Annotated in this window: 17 protein-coding genes; 6 read left to right on the plus strand and 11 right to left on the minus strand. The window is 70.2% G+C overall.

Translation table 11 applies throughout. The annotated features are described in order from the left end of the window. Positions 1-935: 935 nt before the first annotated feature. Positions 936-1,016 carry an Imm1 family immunity protein gene (locus C4T78_RS37020; RefSeq protein WP_235863116.1) on the plus strand — a complete coding sequence of 27 codons (81 nt, stop codon included), beginning with the start codon at positions 936-938 and terminating at the stop codon, positions 1,014-1,016. Positions 1,017-1,080: 64 nt separating this feature from the next. Here C4T78_RS37020 and C4T78_RS15750 read toward each other — a convergent pair whose 3' ends face one another. Further along, the gene (locus C4T78_RS15750; RefSeq protein ID WP_093345326.1) at positions 1,081-2,520 is read right to left on the minus strand and encodes an LVIVD repeat-containing protein; all 1,440 of its coding nucleotides are present in this window, start codon (positions 2,518-2,520) and stop codon (positions 1,081-1,083) included. Between the two features lie 194 nt (positions 2,521-2,714). Between C4T78_RS15750 and C4T78_RS15755 the strand changes: the two genes are divergently transcribed. Further along, entirely contained in the window at positions 2,715-3,338 is a 624-nt protein-coding gene (locus C4T78_RS15755) for a DUF305 domain-containing protein (protein ID WP_093345328.1), read from the plus strand. A 50-nt stretch (positions 3,339-3,388) separates the two neighbouring features. After that, positions 3,389-4,216 (plus strand): maleylpyruvate isomerase family mycothiol-dependent enzyme, encoded by an 828-nt coding sequence (locus C4T78_RS15760; RefSeq protein WP_093345331.1) that lies wholly within the window; start codon positions 3,389-3,391, stop codon positions 4,214-4,216. A gap of 21 nt (positions 4,217-4,237) precedes the next feature. Here the strand turns inward: C4T78_RS15760 and C4T78_RS36785 are convergent, their stop codons facing one another. The 6 genes from C4T78_RS36785 to C4T78_RS15790 all read right to left on the minus strand — a co-directional run bounded on the left by C4T78_RS36785 (position 4,238) and on the right by C4T78_RS15790 (position 9,893). Continuing rightward, on the minus strand, positions 4,238-4,558 hold the full coding sequence (locus C4T78_RS36785) for a dienelactone hydrolase family protein (RefSeq protein WP_218161416.1): 321 nt from the start codon (positions 4,556-4,558) through the stop codon (positions 4,238-4,240). Between the two features lie 417 nt (positions 4,559-4,975). Beyond that, complete coding sequence (locus tag C4T78_RS15770; protein WP_177247354.1) at positions 4,976-6,169, minus strand: cytochrome P450; 1,194 nt, start codon at positions 6,167-6,169, stop codon at positions 4,976-4,978. A gap of 240 nt (positions 6,170-6,409) precedes the next feature. Next, entirely contained in the window at positions 6,410-7,600 is a 1,191-nt protein-coding gene (locus C4T78_RS15775; protein WP_177247355.1) for a cytochrome P450, read from the minus strand. Positions 7,601-7,662: 62 nt separating this feature from the next. After that, on the minus strand, positions 7,663-8,862 hold the full coding sequence (locus C4T78_RS15780) for a cytochrome P450 (protein WP_093345340.1): 1,200 nt from the start codon (positions 8,860-8,862) through the stop codon (positions 7,663-7,665). 267 nt (positions 8,863-9,129) lie between these two features. Beyond that, positions 9,130-9,486 carry a GntR family transcriptional regulator gene (locus C4T78_RS15785; RefSeq protein ID WP_093345344.1) on the minus strand — a complete coding sequence of 119 codons (357 nt, stop codon included), beginning with the start codon at positions 9,484-9,486 and terminating at the stop codon, positions 9,130-9,132. 62 nt (positions 9,487-9,548) lie between these two features. Next, complete coding sequence (locus C4T78_RS15790) at positions 9,549-9,893, minus strand: STAS domain-containing protein (RefSeq protein ID WP_093345347.1); 345 nt, start codon at positions 9,891-9,893, stop codon at positions 9,549-9,551. A gap of 69 nt (positions 9,894-9,962) precedes the next feature. Between C4T78_RS15790 and C4T78_RS15795 the strand changes: the two genes are divergently transcribed. After that, on the plus strand, positions 9,963-11,333 hold the full coding sequence (locus tag C4T78_RS15795) for a pentapeptide repeat-containing protein (RefSeq protein WP_093345350.1): 1,371 nt from the start codon (positions 9,963-9,965) through the stop codon (positions 11,331-11,333). Here the strand turns inward: C4T78_RS15795 and meaB are convergent. From meaB to C4T78_RS15810, 3 genes are read right to left on the minus strand one after another with little or no spacing between them, the layout of a single operon-like run. Continuing rightward, on the minus strand, positions 11,330-12,319 hold the full coding sequence (meaB, locus tag C4T78_RS15800) for a methylmalonyl Co-A mutase-associated GTPase MeaB (RefSeq protein WP_093345352.1): 990 nt from the start codon (positions 12,317-12,319) through the stop codon (positions 11,330-11,332). The genes C4T78_RS15795 and meaB overlap by 4 nt on opposite strands. Before the next feature lie 2 nt (positions 12,320-12,321). Then, on the minus strand, positions 12,322-14,526 hold the full coding sequence (gene scpA, locus C4T78_RS15805) for a methylmalonyl-CoA mutase (RefSeq protein WP_093345355.1): 2,205 nt from the start codon (positions 14,524-14,526) through the stop codon (positions 12,322-12,324). Further along, positions 14,523-16,373 carry a methylmalonyl-CoA mutase family protein gene (locus C4T78_RS15810; protein ID WP_093345357.1) on the minus strand — a complete coding sequence of 617 codons (1,851 nt, stop codon included), beginning with the start codon at positions 16,371-16,373 and terminating at the stop codon, positions 14,523-14,525. Before C4T78_RS15810 ends, scpA begins: the two co-directional genes overlap by 4 nt. Positions 16,374-16,766: 393 nt before the next feature. On the opposite strand from C4T78_RS15810, the gene C4T78_RS15815 reads away from it, so the two are divergent. Next, positions 16,767-17,204, plus strand: coding sequence for a hypothetical protein (locus tag C4T78_RS15815; RefSeq protein WP_093345360.1), 438 nt, complete (start codon positions 16,767-16,769; stop codon positions 17,202-17,204). 434 nt (positions 17,205-17,638) lie between these two features. Next, positions 17,639-18,829 carry a M23 family metallopeptidase gene (locus tag C4T78_RS15820; RefSeq protein WP_093345363.1) on the plus strand — a complete coding sequence of 397 codons (1,191 nt, stop codon included), beginning with the start codon at positions 17,639-17,641 and terminating at the stop codon, positions 18,827-18,829. A 36-nt stretch (positions 18,830-18,865) separates the two neighbouring features. Here C4T78_RS15820 and C4T78_RS15825 read toward each other — a convergent pair whose 3' ends face one another. After that, positions 18,866-19,063, minus strand: a complete 198-nt coding sequence (locus tag C4T78_RS15825) for a DUF8847 domain-containing protein (RefSeq protein WP_093345366.1) — start codon at positions 19,061-19,063, stop codon at positions 18,866-18,868. Positions 19,064-19,358: the final 295 nt, after the last annotated feature.

Here is a 19,358-nt window from a genome sequence, read left to right on the forward strand (position 1 = left end):
AAGATCGACGCACGTGGTTGAGATTGATCCCGTAGCTCGGATGGCGTATCCGTTGTGATCGAAGTTTCACGTCGAACGTGTTTCAGCCAGGACCGATGAAACAGCAGTGCCCCTCTGCGCGAGCAGAGGGGCACGAGCTAGCGGCGTCGCTGCAGCAGCCCTAACAACGGTTCACGCCTGCGTGACTCCCGTACCGCTTCGGCTACTGCCCGCACGTGAGCTGTCCCGCCGCGGTTGTAGACGTAGCGCAAGAACCACAGCACTAACGCCCGATCGATAAGTACCCCCAGGACGACGCCGCACAACGCCATATTCATCGTTAGCACAGATACAACTCCAATCTGTGCCCCCCGACCACAGACCGGAGCTCGGAGTAAGACTCCGATCTGCGTCGACCACACATGGTAGCGGTGACAGCTTATCGCCGTAGTGGTGACTGTGTGCGGGTAATCGTGGTCCTGCTCCGGCTCGCTGCCGTCCGTCCGGAAGATTCGGTGATGGCAGTCTGGGAGCCAGGCGCGAGAGGGCGGTTCGAGATTCACGGGAAGGCGAGACCATGACTCAAACGCAGGCGCTGACCGGTGTCACCGCAGTGTTCCATCACGAGTTCTGGTACGCGCACACTGATGCCGAGGTGGCTGGGTCGGTGCGCACGATCGTGGAGGATCCGCCGCAGCCTGTGTGCGAGGTCTACCTGTGGGATCGCCCGTGTCGATCCTTCCGGGAAGAGGACGGACCTGCGTTCCCTGATTCGGGCGGCTGCGGGTGTCCAGCGATGTCGAGACCGGGTGGGGAGCGCTGAACTACTTCCAGCCCGGTGCAGAGGACGGTTTGGCCGACTCGCTTAACCCCGATGCGGATGAGCGCACACCTGTCCTGCCGCTGGACACCGACGGAATCGACTTTCGCGCTCGGCATCCCTGCCGTTGGAGGCTGTGCGCGAGGCCGTAGCTGAGTTCTGCCGCACCGGCGTGCGGCCGACTTGTGTGGAGTGGCAGGGCGGCTTCAGGTACTGACTTGCCCAGTAAACGCGAACAGGGCCCCGCCGGTTGGCGAGGCCCTGTTCCGGAGGTCAGCGGGTCAGCGCTGGTAGACCGGTTGGGTCTGGGGGTTGAACTCCGCGAACTTCACGCTCTTGGCGTTGTTCGTCCGCGGGTCGTTGATCTCCAGGACGTCCAGGCCCTCCTGGATGCCGCTGGAGTAGATGTGGCCGTTGTAGTAGTACGCCGACCACGAGCCCGCCGTCGACAGCTTCTCCGGGTTGAACGCGGTGCGGTCGAAGTAGCCGATCTCCTTCGGGTTGGCCGAGTCGGTGAAGTCCCACACCGACACGCCGCCCTGGTACCACGCCTGCACCATGTAGTCGCCGTCCTTGGTCGGGATCAGCGAACCGTTGTGCGCCACGCAGTTCTCGGTGTCGGCCTGGTGCCGCGGGATCTTGTAGTAGCTGCGGAACTCCAGCTTCGCGTCGTCGCCCGAGCCGGTCAGGTCGTAGATGCCGTTGGCACCGCGGGTCGGGCCGGTCTTGGCGTTGCAGGTGGCCGCGCCGCCGCCACCGAGCTCGTCGGTGAAGACGACCTTGGTGCCCTCGTTGTTGAAGGTGGCGCTGTGCCAGAAGGCGAAGTTCACGTCGTCGCGGACCTGCTCGATCACGCGCGGCTTCTCGCGGTCGGAGATGTCCAGCAGCACACCGTCGCCCATGCAGGCGCCGGCCGCGATGTCCTTCTCCGGGAACGCGGTGATGTCGTGGCAGCCGGTCGTCTGGCTGACGGTGCCCGAACCGGGGTTGCCGCCGTCCGGGAACAGCACCGGCGCGTCGACCAGCACCGGCTCGGCCGGGTTGGCCAGCGGCACCTTGATGATCGAGATCTGGTCGTGCGGCGGCTGGCAGTGCGGGAACTCCGCGCGCGGGCCGTACGACGAGACGTAGATGTAGACGTCCTTGCCCGCCTTGTCCGGCACCAGGGTGTTGGTGTGCGAACCGCAGGCGGTGTCGATCGCGGAGACGTAGCGCGGCTCGGCCGGGTTGCTGACGTCGAAGATCCGCATGCCCTCCCAGCCGTTGGGGTCGGCCGCGGTGGTCGACTGGCTGGTGCACGTGTCGTTCGTGCGCGGGTAGTCGACGGAGAGGAACAGCAGGTTGCCGGAGATCGAGACGTCGCCCTGGCCGCCGGGGCAGGCGACCTGGGTCAGCACCGACGGCTTCTTCGGGTTCTTGATGTCGTAGACGACGAACCCGTCGTAGTTGCCGACGTACGCGTGGTCTCCCTTGAACGCGATGTCGGTGCCGAAGGCTTCCAGCGTGTTGAACGGCTCCTGCTTCGGCAGGTTCGCGACGTGCTTGATGTTGTCGCTCTTGAGGACGTCGCCGGCCGGGGCGGCCACGGTCTGCACCGCGGCCTGCTCCGGGCCGTCGTGGGCCGGGGTCGCCGCAGACGCCGGCGCGAGGGCCAGACCGAGGGACAGGACGCCGACGGACGCGCCTAACGCGCGCCACCTGGAAGTACGTTTCAAGACCAAACCACCCCTGTTGCTCGGGTCGGTCGCAGAGCAGCTGCAACCAGCGGTGTCGAGAACACCGCCGGAGATCAGTATTGTTTTGCCCGGTTCTGGACCCAATAGGCCAGTTGGCGGCTTTTCCAGCTGGATCCCACCTGGCGGACGCGTTTTGCGCGGCGGCTCCGGTGGGTTAGGAACGACGATAGGAGGACTCGATGCGCCGGTTGACCGCCGCGTTGCTGATCGCGGTTGCTGGGCTCGCCGGATGTGCCGGTGAGCAGCCGGAACCGCCGAAGGTGGTGCTGCCGGGCGCACCGGGCGACCAGCCGCAGGTGGTGGCGAGCGCCGCGCCGGACGCGGGCGTCCCGGTCGACGTCGAGGCCGACTACCTGCGCATGATGATCGCGCACCACGAGCAGGCGCTGGAGATGACGGCGCTGGCACCGGAACGCGCGCAGCACCCGAAGGTCCGCGCGCTGGCCGAGCGCATCGGCGGCGCGCAGGGCCCGGAGATCGGTGCCATGCAGGGCTGGCTGGACACTCGCGGCTTCGGCGAGGAGCACAGTGGACACGGCCACCCCACCGGCCACGATCACGCGACGATGCCGGGCATGGCCACGCCCGAACAGCTCGCGCAGCTGCGGGATTCCACCGGCGCCGACTTCGACCGCCTCTTCCTGCAGCTCATGATCGCCCACCACGAGGGCGCGCTGACGATGGCCACCGACGTCCTGACCCGGGGCCGCGAGGAGCAGGTCCACGCGATGGCCACGGACGTCCTGGTGACCCAGCAGTCCGAGATCGACACCATGCGCGGGCTGCAGGGCGAGGTGGGCTGAGCGGCCGAAATTCGGTGGCCGCCGGGCGCGGGCGGTGGGAACATCCCGGCATGACGATGTTCGGGCCGGTGCTGGACGTCCGCCCCCTGTTCGGCCAGGAGCGGGAGGAGCTGCTCGCGCTGCTCCGCTCGCTGAGCGCCGAGGACTGGTCGCGCGAGACGGTGTGCCCGGGATGGGACGTGCACGACATCGTCGGGCACGTCCTGAACGACTACGTGCGGCGGATCTCGGGCGGCCGGGACGGTTTCGGCGGTGCGGTCTTCGCCAACGACGAGACGCTGCCGCGCTACCTGGCCCGCGTCAACGACGAATTCGTCCGGGCGGCGCGGCAGTTGAGCCCGGAGCTGATGATCGAGCTGCTGGCCCACCTCGGACCGGAGCTGGACCGGCTCTGGACGGGCTTCGACCTCACCGGCCCGGCCGCGCTGGACGTGTCGTGGGCCGGGCCCGGCCCGAGCCCGGCCTGGCTGGACATCGCCCGCGAGTACACCGAGTTCTGGGTGCACCAGCAGCAGATCCGGGACGCGGTGGGCCGACCGGGCGCCGACGGGCCCGAACTGGTGCGCCCCGTGCTGGACACGTTCCTGCGCGGGCTGCCGCACGCGTTGAGCGAGGTCGCCCGCCCGCACGGCACCGAAGTCCACGTCGTCGTCACCGGCCCGCCGGGCGGCACCTGGTGCGCGGCGTTCGACGAGGGCGGCTGGCGGATGGCCGAGCCCGGCGGTGAACCGGCGGCCACGGTCACCGTGCGGCCCGACGACCTCTGGCGGCTCGCGACCAGGGGCATCACCGTCACCGAAGCCCGCCGGCGAGCGGACGCGCAGGGCGACCCGGCCCTGAGCCACGCGGTGACCTCACTGCTCGCGGTGGTGGCCTGAGCTTCACGCCGCGTCGGGCGCCTACCGCGAGCGGAGGAACTCGATCGCCCGCCGGGTCAGGAGCTCGGCAGCGTCCGGGTCGTGGGACGGCAGGGAACTGTCCGCGAACAGGTGCTGGTCTCCCGGATACAGGAACATCTCCGCATCAGCGCAGTCGGAGACGAGGGCGCGGGCAGCGCCGACGTCCTCGGCGAAGTACGGATCTGCTTCCTTCCCGTGCACCTGCACCGGTAAACCGCCAGGCCATGCCGCGCTGAACTCCGCAACGGGGATGCAGGCGTGGAACAGCAGCGCTCCTCGCGCGCCCGCCCGGGTCTGCGCCAGCTTCTGGGCGGGCAGCACACCGAGCGAGAAACCGGCGTAAACAGCTTCCCGGGGCAGTGCTTCGGCCGCGCGGACACCGCGCTCGGTGATCTCTCCGAAGCCGAGCTGCTCGACGTAGCCGCTGCCCTCCTCGAGGGAGTCGAAGGTGCGCCCGTCGAAGAGAGGTCGGGCGTGTGGACGGTGTGTCCGGCCGCGCGGATTACGTCGGCGAAAGCGGTGACTCCGGGGGTCAATCCCTGCGCGTGGTGGAACAGTACGACCTCTGCCATGCCCGAACCTCTTGCTTGCCGCCGGCGAATGATCCGGCAGTTTAGACCGACCGGGCACTGCCCTGCGCTGCAGCGCAGGGCAGCGACCCCGTGCTGACCGACGCGGAGGGCATCGGCCTGGCGCGGCTGCGGAGGCACCGGGTCACATTGCCGGCGCCGTGACGGTTCACCACTCGACCCGGAGTTCGTGCAGAGCTCGGATGAAACCCCCGGTCTTCCAGTGCAGTTCGGTGTCGGCCAGCCGCAGCCGCGGGAAGCGCCGGGTGAGTTCGCCGAGGCCGGTCTCCAGCTCGATCTTCGCCAGCTGCGCGCCGAGGCAGCGGTGCACTCCGTTGCCGAAGGCCAGGTGGCGGTTGGGCACCCGGGCCGGATCGAACTCGTCGGGCGAGTCGAACGCCGCGGCATCGCGGTTGGCCGAGCTCAGCGAGATCAGCACGGTGTCGCCCTCGGCGATCGTCACACCGCCCAGCTCGACCGCCGCGGTGGCCACCCTCGGCAAGGTCACCTCGTAGGCGGGCAGCGCGACGTGGCGCAGCAGCTCGTCCACCACGGGCCCGACGACTTCGGGGTGCTCGACGAGCTTGCGCCACTGGTCGGGGAGTTCGGTGAGCAGCACGGCCACCGAGTTCGCCAGCTGGTTCTTGGTGGTCTCGTGCCCGGCGTTGAGCAGCGCGAGGCCGAACAGCACGAGCTCCTCCTCGCTCAGCCGGTCGCCCTCGTCGCGCGCCGCGATGAGCAGGCTGAGCAGGTCATCGGTGGGGGAGCGGCGCTTCTCGTCGACGAGTTCCGCGATGTAGCCGGACAGCTCCGCCCATCCGCCCCGGACCTCCTCGACCGGCAGGCCGGACACGGTGAGGATCCGCTCGGCCCAGTCCTGGAAGGAAGGCCGGTCGGCGCCGGGCACGCCGAGCATCTCGCAGATGATCTCGATGGGCAGCGCGGCGGTGAAGTGCTCGATCAGGTCGACCGGTGGTGTCATTCCGGCGAGCTCGTCCAGCAGCCGGTCGGTCACCTCCTGCACGCGGGGCCGCAGCTGCTCGATCCGCCGCACGGTGAACACCTTCGCGACCAGCCTGCGCAGCCGGGTGTGCTCCGGCGGGTCGGCGGTGAGGATCAATCCCGGTGGCAGCTCGAAGGTGCCGATCTTGGGCACGTCCGGATCCGCGGCGCGGGCCAGGCTGAACCGCGTGTCGACGAGCACCGCGTTGACCTCGGCGTATCGGGTGACGAGCCAGACCGGCTCGCCGGACAGCAGGACCCGCGAGATCGGCTGCTCGTCGCGCAGCCGGGCGACCCGCGCGGTGTCGCTGCTGCCGTCGGCAGCGATGAACGGGAACTCGGGGAGTTCGGTCTCGCGCACAACGCCTCCTCGCGCCGGAGCGTCGTTCCACAGCAGGCTACCGCCGTGCCGGTTCACCGCCGATCGCGATTTCGGGTGGCGAAAGCCTTGCCCGGTAGCAGGAATCCATCGCCTGATCGGCCGTTGCCCGGATGGAGGACGACGCGGATGGGTCGCCCAACTTCGACGACCTGCAAAATTCCTGTCGCGAACCAGTTTTCGGCAATAACGATCTGAATATTCCTGTGGTTGGGCGGAGATTCACCACTCGACCTGGAGCTGGTGCAGGCTCCGGACGAAAACGCCGGTCTTCCAGTGCAGTTCGGTGTCGGTCAGGCGCAGCTGCGGGAAGCGCCGGGTGAGTTCGCGGAGGCCGGTCTCCAGCTCGATCTTCGCCAGTTGCGCGCCGAGGCAGCGGTGGATGCCGTTGCCGAAGGTCAGGTGGCGGTTGGGCGTGCGGGCGGGGTCGAACTCGTCGGGCGAGTCGAACGCCGCGGCGTCGTGGTTGGCCGAGGCCAGCGAGACCAGGACGGTGTCGCCCTCGGCGATGGTCACCCCGCCCAGCTCGACTGCAGCGGTGGCCACCCTGGGCAGGTTCACCGCGAAGCCCTCCAACGGGACGTGGCGCAGCAGCTCGTCCACCACGGGCCCGACGACTTCGGGGTGCTCGACGAGTTCGCGCCACTGGTCGGGGTGCTCGGTGAGCAGCACGGCCACCGAGTTCGCCAAGTGGTTCTTGGTGGTCTCGTGCCCGGCGTTGAGCAGCGTGAGGCCGAACAGCACGAGTTCGTCCTCGGTCAGCCGGTCGTCCTCGTCGCGCGCCGCGATGAGCAGGCTGAGCAGGTCATCGGCGGGTGAGCGGCGCTTGTCCGCGACCAGTCCCGCGATGTAACCGGACAGCTGCCTCCACCCGGCCTGGACCTCCTCGGCCGGCAGCCCGGACACGGTGAAGGTCAGCTCGGTCCAGTCCTGGAACCGGTCGCGGTCCTGATGAGGCACGCCGAGCAGCTCGCAGATGATCTCGATGGGCAGCGCGGCGGTGAAGTGCTCGATCAGGTCGACCGGTGGTGTCATCCCGGCGAGCTCGCCCAGGAGCCGGTCGGTCACCTCCTGCACGCGGGGCCGCAGCTGCTCGATCCGCCGCGCGGTGAACACCTTCGCGACCAGCCTGCGCAGGCGGGTGTGCTCCGGTGGATCGGTGGCGAGGATCATGCCCGGTGGCAGCTCGACGGTGCCCAGCCGCGGGATGCCCGGGTCGATGGCCCGGGCCAGGCTGAACCGCGTGTCGACCAGCACGGTGTTGACCTCGGCATAGCCGGTGACGAGCCAGGCGGGTTGACCGGACAGCAGGACCCGGGTGACCGGTGGCCCGGCGCGCAACCGGTCGAAATCGATGCTGCCGTCGCCGGTGGTGAACGGGAACTCCGGGAGTTCGCTCGCGGTCGCGGGCACAACATCTCCTCTGCGGTGGTCGGGCGCGGGCGGTTCGGGATCGACGCCTGTCGGGCCAGCGGTCACCACGCGACCTGGAGCCGGTGCAGGGCGTGGACGAAAACGCCGGTCTTCCAGCGCAGTTCGTCGTCGGTGAGGCGCAGCTGCGGGAAGCGCCGGAGGAGGCCGCTGAGGCCGGTTTCCAGCTCGATCTTCGCCAGTTGTGCGCCGAGGCAGCGGTGGATGCCGTTGCCGAAGGCCAGATGCCGGTTGGGCACGCGGGCGGGGTCGAACTCGTCGGCGCCGTCGAAGACCGCCTTGTCGCGGTTGGCGGAGGTCAGCGAGATCAGCACGGTGTCGCCCTCGGCGATGGTCACCCCGCCCAGCTCGACCGTCGCGGTGGCCACCCTGGGGAAGGTCACCTCGTAGCCGAACAGCGGGACGTAGCGCAGCAGCTCGTCCACCGCGGTGGGGACGAGCTCGGGGTCCGCGATCAGCCGCTGCCACTGATCGGGATGCTCGGTGAGCAGCATCGCCACCGAGCTCGCCAGTTGGTTCTTGGTCGTCTCGTACCCGCCGATCAGCAGGGCGAGCGCGAGCAGCACGAGTTCGCTCTCGTCCAGCACGTCGTCCTCGTCGCGTGCCGCGGTCAGCATGCCGAGCAGGTCATCGGTGGGAGCGCGGCGCTTTCCGGAAACGAGTCCGGCGAGGTAATCGGTCATCCGCGCCCATCCCGACTGGACCTCCTCCTCCGTCAGCCCGGACACGGTGAGGATGCGCTCGGTCCAGTCCTGGAACCGGTCGCGGTCCTGATGGGGGACGCCGAGCAGCTCGCAGATGATCTCGATGGGCAGCGCGGCGGTGAAGTGCTCGATCAGGTCGACCGGTGGTGTCATCCCGGCGAGCCGGTCCAGCAGGCGGTCGCTCACGTCCTGCACGTGCGGCCGGAGCTGTTCGATCCGCCGGGAGGTGAACACCTTCGCGACGAGCTTGCGCAGCCGGGTGTGCTCCGGAGGGTCGGTGGCCAGGAGCTGCCCCGGCATCATCTCCACGGTGCCCAGCCGCGGGATGCCCGGGTCGATGGCACGGGCCAGGCTGAACCGCGTGTCGACCAGCACGGCGTTGACGTCGGCGTGCCGGGTGACCAGCCACACCGGCACGCCGGACAGCACGACCCTGGAGATCGGCCGTTCCTCGCGCAGCCGGAACACCCGTTCCCGGTCGCTGCTGCCGTCGGCGGTGGTGAACGGGAACTCCGGGAGTTCGCTTTCGGTCGCGCGCACAGCGCCTCCTCGGGGGATCTGACCGGCCTGGTCGTGCGCGGAGCAGGTGGGGCAGTCCGGGGAAGACCTTCCGCCGGACCTCGCCGGTGGCCGAACTCCGGAGATCTCGGTAGCCGCCGATCGACACGGCAACACCTCCCCAGCAGGCTACCGCGCCACCGGGCTGTCGCTGATCGGGTGTTCGGCGGCAAAACCGTTGCCCGACAGCACGAACCGCCCCCCCGATCGTCCCTCGCCCGATCGGTCCAAGCCGGTGCCGGGGCGGCTTCAGGCCTTCAGGGCGGCGCGGACGATGGCGAGCGCTTCGTCGGCCGGGATGCCGAGGGCGTGGGTGATCTGGGCGTAGGTGGCCGCTGCTTCGGCTGCTCGGGCCGCTGTCCGGTCGCCCGCGTCGGAGACGAAAGTGCCTGCGCGGCCGCGTGTTTCGATCAGACCGGCCTGCTCCAGCTCGCGGTAGGCCTTGGCCGCGGTGTTGGCCGCGATGCCCAGCTCGGCGGCCAGGGCGCGGACGGTCGGGAGCTTGGCGCCCACCGGAAGCTCGCCGCTGCGGACCTGCTCGGCGATGCTCGACCGCACCTGCTCGAACGGCGGCACGTCGGAGTTGGCGTCAACGCTGATCCGCATGGTCCATCACTTCCCGGTCGTGGTCGGTGCCGCCCCAGTATCCTCCCCGGCCCGGCCGGGCCTCACGCGCGCCAGGACCGGGCGGAGGGGAGATCGGGCACGATGGGGAACACCTCGGCCAGGCCGGTGATCCGGAAGGTCTTGAGCAGCCGGTCCGCGGTGCACACCACGACCAGGTCACCGTCGACGGCGCGCACCCGCTTCAGGCCGCCGACCAGCACGCCGAGCGCGGTGCTGTCCATGAAATCGACCTGGCCGAGGTCCACGATCAACCGGCGAGCACCGTCGTCCACCGCGTCGACCAACTGCTCCCGCAGGGCGGGCGCGGTGTAGACGTCGATCTCACCGCTGACCGCGATCAGCGCGACGTCGTCGGGCAGCCGCGTGCTGGTCACGCTGAAGTCCATGGCGTGCACATTAGCGCCGCGGCGGGCCTTCCGGTGACGATCCGACGTCGTGCGCGCACGGCGGGTGGCATGCTCATCGGCATGATCGGTTCGTGGTGGAAGTGGCGTCGGCACGAGGTCGGGCGCGTTTCCGTGATGCCCGCCCGGTCGATCTGGATCGGGGCGCTGGTGCTGCTCGTGGTGGCGGCGGTCTCGATGTGGGCGCTGATGGCGCTGTACGGCGGCGGGAGCCCGCAGGACAAGGTCCGGCTGGAGATCGTCAAGCTGGCGGGCGGCATCGTCGTCGGCACCGGCGGCGCGGCTGCGCTCCTGCTGGCCGCGCGGCGGCAGCGCGCCACCGAGTTGCAGCTGGCCCAGAACGAGCGGGATCTTGCCCAGAAGGAGCGCGCCGCTGATGACGCCCGGCACGATGCCGCGGAAAGGCGGATCACCGAGCTGTACTCCTCCGCCGCGGAGCAGCTGGGTTCGGACAAGGCTCCGGTGCGCCTGGCGGCGCTTCACGCCCTGGAACGGCTCGGCCAGAACAACCCCGGCCACCGGCAGACGGTCGTGGACCTGCTGTGCGCCTACCTGCGCATGCCCTTCGCCTCGCCCGACGCGACCGATATGGAGTTGCGGGCTGAAAGATATCAGGAACTCCAGGTGCGGCTCACCGCACAACGGCTGCTCACCGCCCATCTCCGTCCCGGAGCGGATGAAGAGGAGAAGTTCTGGGGCGACATGGACCTCGACCTCACCCGAGCCGAGCTCGTCGAATGGGACATAGCGGGATGCAGAGTCCGCAACGCCTTGTTCGACGGGACAGTGTTCAGCGGCGAAGCTACCTTCCAGCAGGTGGTGTTTCGCGGCGCGGTTTCGTTCCGCGAGGCCCGGTTCCGCGGCGTTCTGTTCGGTGGAGCGCAGTTCCACGACGCGGCCCGGTTCGATGAGGCGGTGTTTCGCGGTGCGGCTTCCTTCCGCTCGGTAGAGTTCGGCACTGCGGCTTCCTTCGACGGGACTGACTTCCACGGTCCTGCTTCCTTCGCTGAAGGACGGTTCAGTGGTACGGGAACCTTCCGCCAGGCGGTGTTCCGCGACACGGTTTCATTTCGGGAGGTGGAGTTTCACGCTGCGGTCTCATTCAATGCGACGGAGTTCCGCTTTGAGGCTTCTTTCGCCGGAGCGCATTTCCAGGACTCCGCCTCGTTCGGTGAATCGCGGTTCCAGGGCATCGTCTCGTTCCGCGAGGCGGAGTTCCAGGACGCGGCGTGGTTCGACAACGCTGCGCTGGGAGAACCGGACTTCGCCGAGGCCCGGATCTTCGCACCCGGCTGGGTGGCCGATCAGGGCTGGCTGCGGGGGCTTCCGGCGTGGCAGCTGACCACCACCGACGGCGAAGAGCCGGATGAGCAGCAGCGTCGGTGGCATCGGTTCGTGCCGGCCGAACCGGCCACCGACTAGGAGCCGTTCCGGAAGGCCGCCAGCAGGCGTTCTGCCGCCAGGCCCGCGGTCAGCTCTCCCGCCCGGACCTGGGATTCCACCTCGCCGAGGATCTCGCGGACGCCCGGGTGGTGGGTGAGCTCGGACAGGAGCTGGTCGCGCACCAGCGCCCAGGTCCACTCGACCTGCTGGCGGCTGCGCTTCTCCGCGAACTCACCGGTTTCGGTCAGCACCGCGCGGTGCTGCTCCACCTGCTCCCACACCGAGTCCAGGCCCAGGCCCTGCAGGCCGCTGCAGGTCAGCACCGGCGGTGTCCAGCTCGCGCTGATCGGGGTGAGCAGGCGCAGGGCGCCGCGGAGCTCGCGGGCCGCCTTGCGGGCTTCGGTCGCGTGATCGCCGTCGGCCTTGTTGACCGCGATGATGTCGGCCAGCTCCAGGACGCCCTTCTTGATGCCCTGCAGCTGATCTCCGGTGCGCGCCAGGGACAGCAGCAGGAAGCAGTCGACCATGCCCGCCACGGTCACCTCGGACTGCCCGACGCCGACGGTTTCCACCAGCACCACGTCGAAACCGGCCGCCTCCATCAGCACGATGGTCTCCCGCGTCGCGCGCGCGACGCCGCCGAGCGTGCCCGCCGACGGCGACGGCCGCACGAACGCCGCCGGGTCGCTGGCCAGCCGGCCCATCCGCGTCTTGTCGCCGAGGATGCTGCCGCCGCTGCGGGTGGACGACGGGTCGACGGCCAGCACCGCGACGCGGTGCCCGGCGGCGGTCAGCATCGAGCCCAGCGCCTCGATGAACGTCGACTTGCCCACGCCTGGCACGCCGGTGATCCCGACGCGGTGCGCGCCACCGCTGTGCGGCAGCAGCTCGCCCAGCAGCTCTTGGGCCTGCGCGCGGTGGTCGGCGCGGGTGGATTCCACCAGCGTGATCGCCCGCGCCAGCTTGGTGCGGGAACCGGCGAGCACGCCCTTGGCGTAGTCCTGGACGTCGATGGTGCGCGGCATGATCAGTGGCCGAGTCGGGTGCGGAGTTCGTCCAGCAGGCCCAGGGCCGCGTCGGCGATGACGGTGCCCGGCGGGAAGATCGCCGATGCCCCGGCCTGGCGCAGCGCGTCGAAGTCGGCGGGCGGGATGACGCCGCCGACGACGATCATGATGTCCTCCCGGTCGATCGCGGCCAGCTCGTCGCGCAGCGCGGGCACCAGCGTCAGGTGCCCGGCGGCGAGGCTGGAGACGCCGACGACGTGCACATCGGACTCGGCGGCCTGGCGGGCCACCTCCGCCGGGGTCTGGAACAGCGGGCCCACGTCCACGTCGAAGCCGAGGTCGGCGAAGGCGGTGGCGATCACCTTCTGGCCGCGGTCGTGGCCGTCCTGGCCCATCTTGGCGACCAGGATGCGCGGGCGGCGGCCTTCGGCCTCGGCGAAGTCCTCCACCCGCTCGCGGGCGGCCTCCAGCTGCTCCGACGGCCCCGATTCGTCCCGGTACACGCCGGTGATCGTACGGATCTGCCCGGAGTGGCGGCCGAAGACCTTCTCCAGCGCGTCGGAGATCTCGCCGACGGTCGCCTTGGCCCGCGCCGCGTCCACGGCCAGCGCGAGCAGGTTGTGCGCCATGTCGTTCGGGCGCTCGTCGGACATCGACGCCTCGGCCGCGGCGGTGAGGCGCCGCAGCGCGTCCTCGCAGGCCTGGCCATCGCGTTCTTCGCGCAGCCGCCGCAGCTTCTCCAGCTGCTGGGCGCGCACGCCGGCGTTGTCGACCTTGAGCACGTCGATCTGCTCGTCGCCGTCGTAGCGGTACTTGTTGACGCCGATCAGCGGCTGGCGGCCGGAGTCGATGCGGGCCTGGGTGCGGGCGGCGGCCTCCTCGATGCGCAGCTTCGGGATGCCCGCGTCGATGGCCTGGGCCATGCCGCCCGCGTCCTCGACCTCGGTGATGTGCGCCCAGGCGCGCTCGGCGAGGTCCTGGGTGAGCCGCTCCAGGTAGTAGCTGCCGCCCCACGGGTCGATCACCCGCGTGGTGCCGGACTCCTGCTGCAGCACCAGCTGCGTGTTGCGCGCGATGCGCGCGGAGAAGTCGGTGGGCAGCGCCAGCGCTTCGTCGAGCGCGTTGGTGTGCAGCGACTGGGTGTGGCCCTGGGTGGCGGCCATCGCCTCGACGCAGGTGCGCACGACGTTGTTGTAGACGTCCTGGGCGGTCAGCGACCAGCCGGAGGTCTGCGAATGGGTGCGCAGCGACAGCGATTTCGGGTTCTGCGGTTGGAACTGCTTGACCAGCTTCGCCCACAGCAGGCGGGCCGCGCGCAGCTTGGCGACCTCCATCGCGAAGTTCATCCCGATGCCCCAGAAGAACGACAGCCGGGGCGCGAAGGCGTCGGTGTCCAGCCCGGCCTGCCGCCCGGCGCGCAGGTACTCCACGCCGTCGGCCAGCGTGTAGGCCAGCTCCAGGTCGGCGGTCGCCCCGGCCTCCTGGATGTGGTAACCGGAGATCGAGATGGAGTTGAACTTCGGCATCCGCTGCGAGGTGTAGGCGAAGATGTCGGAGATGATCCGCATCGACGGCTGCGGCGGGTAGATGTAGGTGTTGCGGACCATGAACTCCTTGAGGATGTCGTTCTGGATGGTCCCGGCCAGCTTCTCCGGCGCGACGCCCTGCTCCTCGGCGGCGACGATGTAGAGCGCCATCACCGGCAGCACCGCGCCGTTCATGGTCATCGACACGCTCATCCGGTCCAGCGGGATGCCGTCGAAGAGCTGGCGCATGTCGAGGATCGAGTCGATGGCCACCCCGGCCATGCCCACGTCACCGGACACGCGCGGGTGGTCGGAGTCGTAGCCGCGGTGGGTGGCCAGGTCGAAGGCCACCGACAGGCCCTTCTGCCCGGCGGCGAGGTTGCGGCGGTAGAAGGCGTTGGACTCCTCGGCGGTGGAGAACCCGGCGTACTGCCGGACCGTCCACGGCTGGTTGACGTACATCGTCGGGTACGGCCCGCGCAGGAACGGCGCCAGCCCGGGGTAGGTGTGCAGGAAGTCCAGGCCCTCGGTGTCGGCCGAGGTGTACAGCGGCTTGACGCCGATGCCCTCCGGCGCCTCCCACACCAGCGCGTCGGACTCCTTGCCGGTGGCGGCGAGCACCTCTTCCTGCCAGCGGGGGAGACCGGCGGTCGGCGGGCTGTCCAGCGGGACGTCGGCGAAGTTCGGGATCTGCGTCATCGTCGGACTCCCAACTGGTCGTGGACGTCGGTGAGGACGGCCAGCGCATCGCACCCGGTGAACACGAACCCGTCCACCCCGGCCAGGTCACCGGGCTTGCCCGCCAGCAGCACGCGCTGCGCCCCGGCCCGCTTCAGCGCCTCCGCCGTTTCCGCCGCGCGCTCGGCGTAAACCTTGTCGCTGGAGCACAAGCACACCACCGGAGCACCGGAGTAAGCGGCGATTACGTCCTCTGTGGACTCGGTCGCGCCGGCGTCGGCGCACTCGACACCGCCCGCGGCGAAGAGGTTCCGCGCGAACGACGCGCGGGCGTTGTAGGCGGCCAGCGGGCCGAGCGTCGCGAGGAACACGGTCGGCCGCTGCGGCTGGGCGTCGGCGGCGTCGCGCAGCCGCTCGAAGTCCTCGGCGTAGCGGTGCGCGGGCAGGCCACCGGCGGGCCGCTCCGGCGCGGGCTCGCGCTCCAGCGGCGGTTCGTCGAGGTTCGGGAACTCGCTGACGCCGGTGATCGGGTCCTCGCGGTGCGCGATCGCGGTGCGCCGTCGTTCCCAGGTGGCGGCCAGCTCGTCGGCGATCAGGCCGGACTCCAGCGCGGCGGGCAGGCCACCGGCGGCTTCGATCCGCTGGAACCAGGCCCAGGCCGCCTTCGCCAGCTCGTCGGTCAGCGATTCGACGTAGTAGGAACCACCGGCCGGGTCGATCACCTGCGCCAGGTGCGATTCCTCCAGCAGCAGCGACTGCGTGTTGCGCGCGATGCGCCGGGCGAAGGCGTCCGGCAGCCCGAGCGCGGTGTCGAACGGCAACGTGGTGACCGCTTGCGCGCCGCCCACACCCGCGGCGAACGAGGCGATCGTGGTGCGCAGCATGTTCACCCACGGGTCGCGGCGGGTGAGCATCGCCGAGGAGGTCACCGCGTGCTGCACCTGGCCGCGCGCCTGCTCAGCGACACCGCAGGCGCGGGTCACCTGCTCCCACAGGCGCCGCGCGGCGCGCAGCTTGGCGATGGTGAGGAACTGGTCGGCGGTGGCGGCGTAGCGGAACTCCAGCAGCCCGGCGGCGGTGTCGACGTCCAGCCCGGCGTCGGTGAGCCACCGCAGGTAGGTGGTCGCGGCGGCCAGCGAGCAGCCGAGCTCCTGCGCGTCAGAGCCGCCCGCCTCGTGATAGGGCAGCCCGTCGGCGACCAGGGCTTTCAGCTCCGGGAACGCCCTGCTGCGCTCGGCGAGGGCGATCGCGGCCTCCCGGTCACCGGGTTGTCCCGTCCGGGCCTGCCAGCCCAGCGGATCGGCGCCGAGGTTGCCGCGCAGCGCACTGCCCCGCACGCCCTGCTCCTCGGCCAGCGCGAGGAAGGCCTCCGCGGCGGCGGCGAAGTCGGCACCGGCGTCGAGCGTCACGCCGATCATGTCCAGGTGGACGCCTTCGAGCGCATCGGCGAGGTCGTCGACCGCCAGGCCGCCGCGGCCCAGCCGCAGCCACAGCGAGGACACGCCGTTGTAGAGGTCCGCCAAGATCTCGCGGTTGGTCTCGGCCGCATCGGGGTGCTCGTGCCGTTGCCGCACGTCCCAGCCCTCGGCCACGCTGCCCTGCGGGCGTGCGCCCCGCACGAACGGCGCTAGCCCCGGCACTCCCGGCTCGCCCGCGGTCGCGGTGTAGAGCGGGTGCACGGTGATGCCGTCGTAGGTGTTGGTGGCCAGCACGTCCTCGACCGGCCCGGCCTCGTGCTCGCCGACCAGACCCGACCGCTGCAGGACCTTCTGCACCTGGGCTTGCCACTGCTCGTGGGTCGGTTCCGGGAACTCGGCAGCCAAGGCCAGCTCCGGCCCGACGCCGCTCGACTTCGAGTGCGCCACCATGGGAACAGATGGTAGGCCGGTGTCCGGAAATCGAACCTGATCAGAACTGTGACGCGCATCGCAAGAGCCCGGACGGCTGACCCGGTTGTGGACTCCCGCGCTGCCGAGCTCCCGATTTTGGCGGAACCCGACAATTGCGCGATCACCGCGCCAGTGCGGCGGTCGCAGCCTCCTGGCCAGCCGTGCCGGGCTTCTCGGTCTAGGTGGCCCGGCACGCGTCCTCCTCCGCTTCCTCACCGGGAACGGGTGAAGCGGCGCTCGTCTTGCAAGCGCACGGTCCCGGCCGTGATGACCGCGACGAATGCGCAAGTCGCGAGGGTGTTCGCACTGGGGTTCGGCGGGTTGTGGTGGTCATCGCGCCGCCGTGCGCCGAGTCCATGGTGTGATCAGCTGATGCGCGTTGTTCTGCTGATCATTCTCCTCGTCGGTGCGGTCGTGAGCGGTGGCTGCGCCGACGGCCGGTCCCGCAACGCTCCACCCCCGGTGGACGAGGCCTTGGCGTTCAGCGGTGTCGTCGTTCCTCCGGGCGGGGAGGTGCTCGGCGTCGATGCGAGCCAGGGCATCGACTCCTTCTACAAGGTCGCGGTGGCCGTCGACGCCGGAGCCGTGGATCGCTTGCTGGCCGATTCGCAGTTCCGCACGCCGTTGGAGCCGGGCCGAGACGTCACCTACGAGCCGCTGCCGCAAGCGCCGGTCGGCACCGACTTCGCCTCGGGCTCCGACGAGCTCTCGCCGGGGCCGGGGCGACCGAACGCGGTCTTCCGAGAGCTCCTGGTCGATCGCTCCGACCCGGCCCGGCCGGTCGTCCACGTCTGGGCCTTCACCACCTGATCCGGCTCATCCGGGCCGCGGTCGATTGACCACTCGCCGGGTGAGGGTGGTCAGGGGGCTTTTGGTGAGGTGACGCGATCGCCTGGTCATGCCACGTGCACGCCCATGCCGCTCGACTTCGGACGATCGTGGGTGCCTGAGCGCGTCCGCGTGGTGAATTCTGTGGAACAACGGGGTTTTCACACATGCGCGCCTCGCGGTCGGCGAGGTGCTGCGGGCGTCGATCCGCTCACCTGCGGAGGAACCGCCGATTCGGGATCTTCCCGCCGAAAGCACCCGGGCCCGCCGCCCGCGGTGATCTTGACGGCCGTGCGCGGTAGCGGTTCCTTGTGGTGGAGCCGATCGCGGAGCAGGGCGCCCCGATTCCGGCGCTCGCGCCGAAAAACCCTGCGGCCGACGCCGTTCGGCGATCCCCGATTCCTCCAGGAGGCGGCATGTTGCTCAAACGTGCGATCGGCGTGGCCGCGGGCGCGGCGGTGGTGACCGCGATACTCGTGGCACCGGCCAGCGGTGCGGGCCAGGCGGACCTCGACTCGGCCGTGCGGGAGGCGATGCTGGCCGAGCGCGGCGCGGCCGCCAGCGCGGACTTCGGCACGCCGGTGCTGGCCGAGCCGCTGGTGGAGCCGACCCGCTCGAACGACCAGGGCTGGGCATTCGGCACGACCACCATCCCCGCACCGGACGTGGAGCACGCGGGCCCGCACACGGCGATCTTCGTCGCGCACCGCCAAGCGCAGGGCTGGCAGGTCGAGCTGGACGGCACGGCCGAGTTCGTCGAGGCCGTCGAGCGGGCGCCCGCCGATGTCGTCAGCGAGGGCGAGAAGCAGCTGTTCGCGCGCAACTACGAGAACAGCCGCGTCGCGGTGGCCGACACCGGTCTCGGGCTGCCGTGGGCGGAGGGCGTCGCCTGGTGGATGGGCGGCGGGCCGCACGGCGACAGCGGGCAGAGCCGCCCGTTCAGCTCGCTGGACTTCAACGGCGGCAACGGGCAGGTGCTGTCGGCTGGTGCCGGCCGCGTCTACAAGAGCTGCCTGCGCAACGGCAGCGGGCTCGTCCGCGTCGTGCACGAGAACGGCTTCAGCACGACCTACTACCACATGACCGGACTGACCGACCTCGGCGACGGCCAGCCGGTGGCCTACGGCGACTACCTCGGACGCATCGACGTCGGCCTGCCCTGCGGTGGCAGCACCACCGGCCCGCACGTGCACTTCTCCTTGCTGCGCGGTGACTCCCACACCAAGGTCGACGGCCAGACGATCGGCGGCTGGACCTTCCGCGAAGGCGCCCAGGCCTACGGCGGCTACGCCGAGCGCAACGGCACCCAGGTCGGCACCGGTGGCCGGATCACCAACCACGGCCAGGGCACCAGCACTCCTACCGGGGTGGTCGAGAGCGGGCAGAACACCTCGGTGAACGTGCGCAGCGAGCCGCGCCTGAGCGCGCCGGTCGTCGACGAGCTGCCCGACGGCAGCGTCGTCCGGATCAAGTGCACCGCGCGCGGTGACTTCGTGGACGGCGTCTGGGGTCGCACCGACCTGTGGAACCAGCGGGACGTCGGCGGCTGGATCAGCGACGGATTCCTCTACACCGGATCGGACGGTCCGATCGCTCCTGCGTGCTGAACCGGCGGTCGTGAGCGCGGCAGCCGGTACCCGCGCTCACGACCCGGGGTGGCAGTGGTGGTAGACCCAGCCCGCCTCGGCGGAGTAGTGCAGCTCGTACTGGGTCTCGATCTTCGGGCCGTCGTGCAGGTGGATGTGCCGCAGCAGCCGGCCCGCGACAGCTTCCGAATCCCGGAGGTCCTGCATCCGTCCGTCCAGCGGCCCGCCGATGAACCGCACGTTCTGGCTCGGCATGGCACCCTCCTCCCGCACAGCTTTCCCCGTCCGCACCCAATCGTCCCCGATCCCGGCCCCGCAACACCAGCGTGCGAACCGGTGGCCCGCCCCTTTTCCGCCGGGCCCGGACGAACCCGCGCCCCGGCCCGTCCCCGGCCCGCCGGCCCGGAAACCGTGCTCCCGCCCAAGCACCCGGTCCTGGACACGCCGCCGGCGCGTCGGGATGCTGTGCAATTTCAATTGAAATCAGACCTCTGATTTCAATTGAAATTGCACAGGTTCTCCTCGCGGCGGAGCGAGTCGTGCGCATTCG

The sequence above is a fragment of the Saccharopolyspora kobensis genome, from assembly GCF_900108315.1.
Classification (GTDB): domain Bacteria; phylum Actinomycetota; class Actinomycetes; order Mycobacteriales; family Pseudonocardiaceae; genus Saccharopolyspora; species Saccharopolyspora kobensis.

Coding starts and splice junctions, on each gene's coding strand:
- C4T78_RS15825 (WP_093345366.1), bottom strand. CDS start 19,063: ATGCCGAGCCAGAACGTGCGGTTCATCGGCGGGCCGCTGGACGGACGG.
- C4T78_RS15810 (WP_093345357.1), bottom strand. CDS start 16,373: ATGGTGGCGCACTCGAAGTCGAGCGGCGTCGGGCCGGAGCTGGCCTTG.
- C4T78_RS15820 (WP_093345363.1), top strand. CDS start 17,639: ATGTTGCTCAAACGTGCGATCGGCGTGGCCGCGGGCGCGGCGGTGGTG.
- meaB (WP_093345352.1), bottom strand. CDS start 12,319: ATGCCGCGCACCATCGACGTCCAGGACTACGCCAAGGGCGTGCTCGCC.
- C4T78_RS15760 (WP_093345331.1), top strand. CDS start 3,389: ATGACGATGTTCGGGCCGGTGCTGGACGTCCGCCCCCTGTTCGGCCAG.
- C4T78_RS15795 (WP_093345350.1), top strand. CDS start 9,963: ATGCTCATCGGCATGATCGGTTCGTGGTGGAAGTGGCGTCGGCACGAG.
- C4T78_RS15785 (WP_093345344.1), bottom strand. CDS start 9,486: ATGCGGATCAGCGTTGACGCCAACTCCGACGTGCCGCCGTTCGAGCAG.
- C4T78_RS15815 (WP_093345360.1), top strand. CDS start 16,767: ATGCGCGTTGTTCTGCTGATCATTCTCCTCGTCGGTGCGGTCGTGAGC.
- C4T78_RS15755 (WP_093345328.1), top strand. CDS start 2,715: ATGCGCCGGTTGACCGCCGCGTTGCTGATCGCGGTTGCTGGGCTCGCC.
- C4T78_RS15790 (WP_093345347.1), bottom strand. CDS start 9,893: ATGGACTTCAGCGTGACCAGCACGCGGCTGCCCGACGACGTCGCGCTG.
- scpA (WP_093345355.1), bottom strand. CDS start 14,526: ATGACGCAGATCCCGAACTTCGCCGACGTCCCGCTGGACAGCCCGCCG.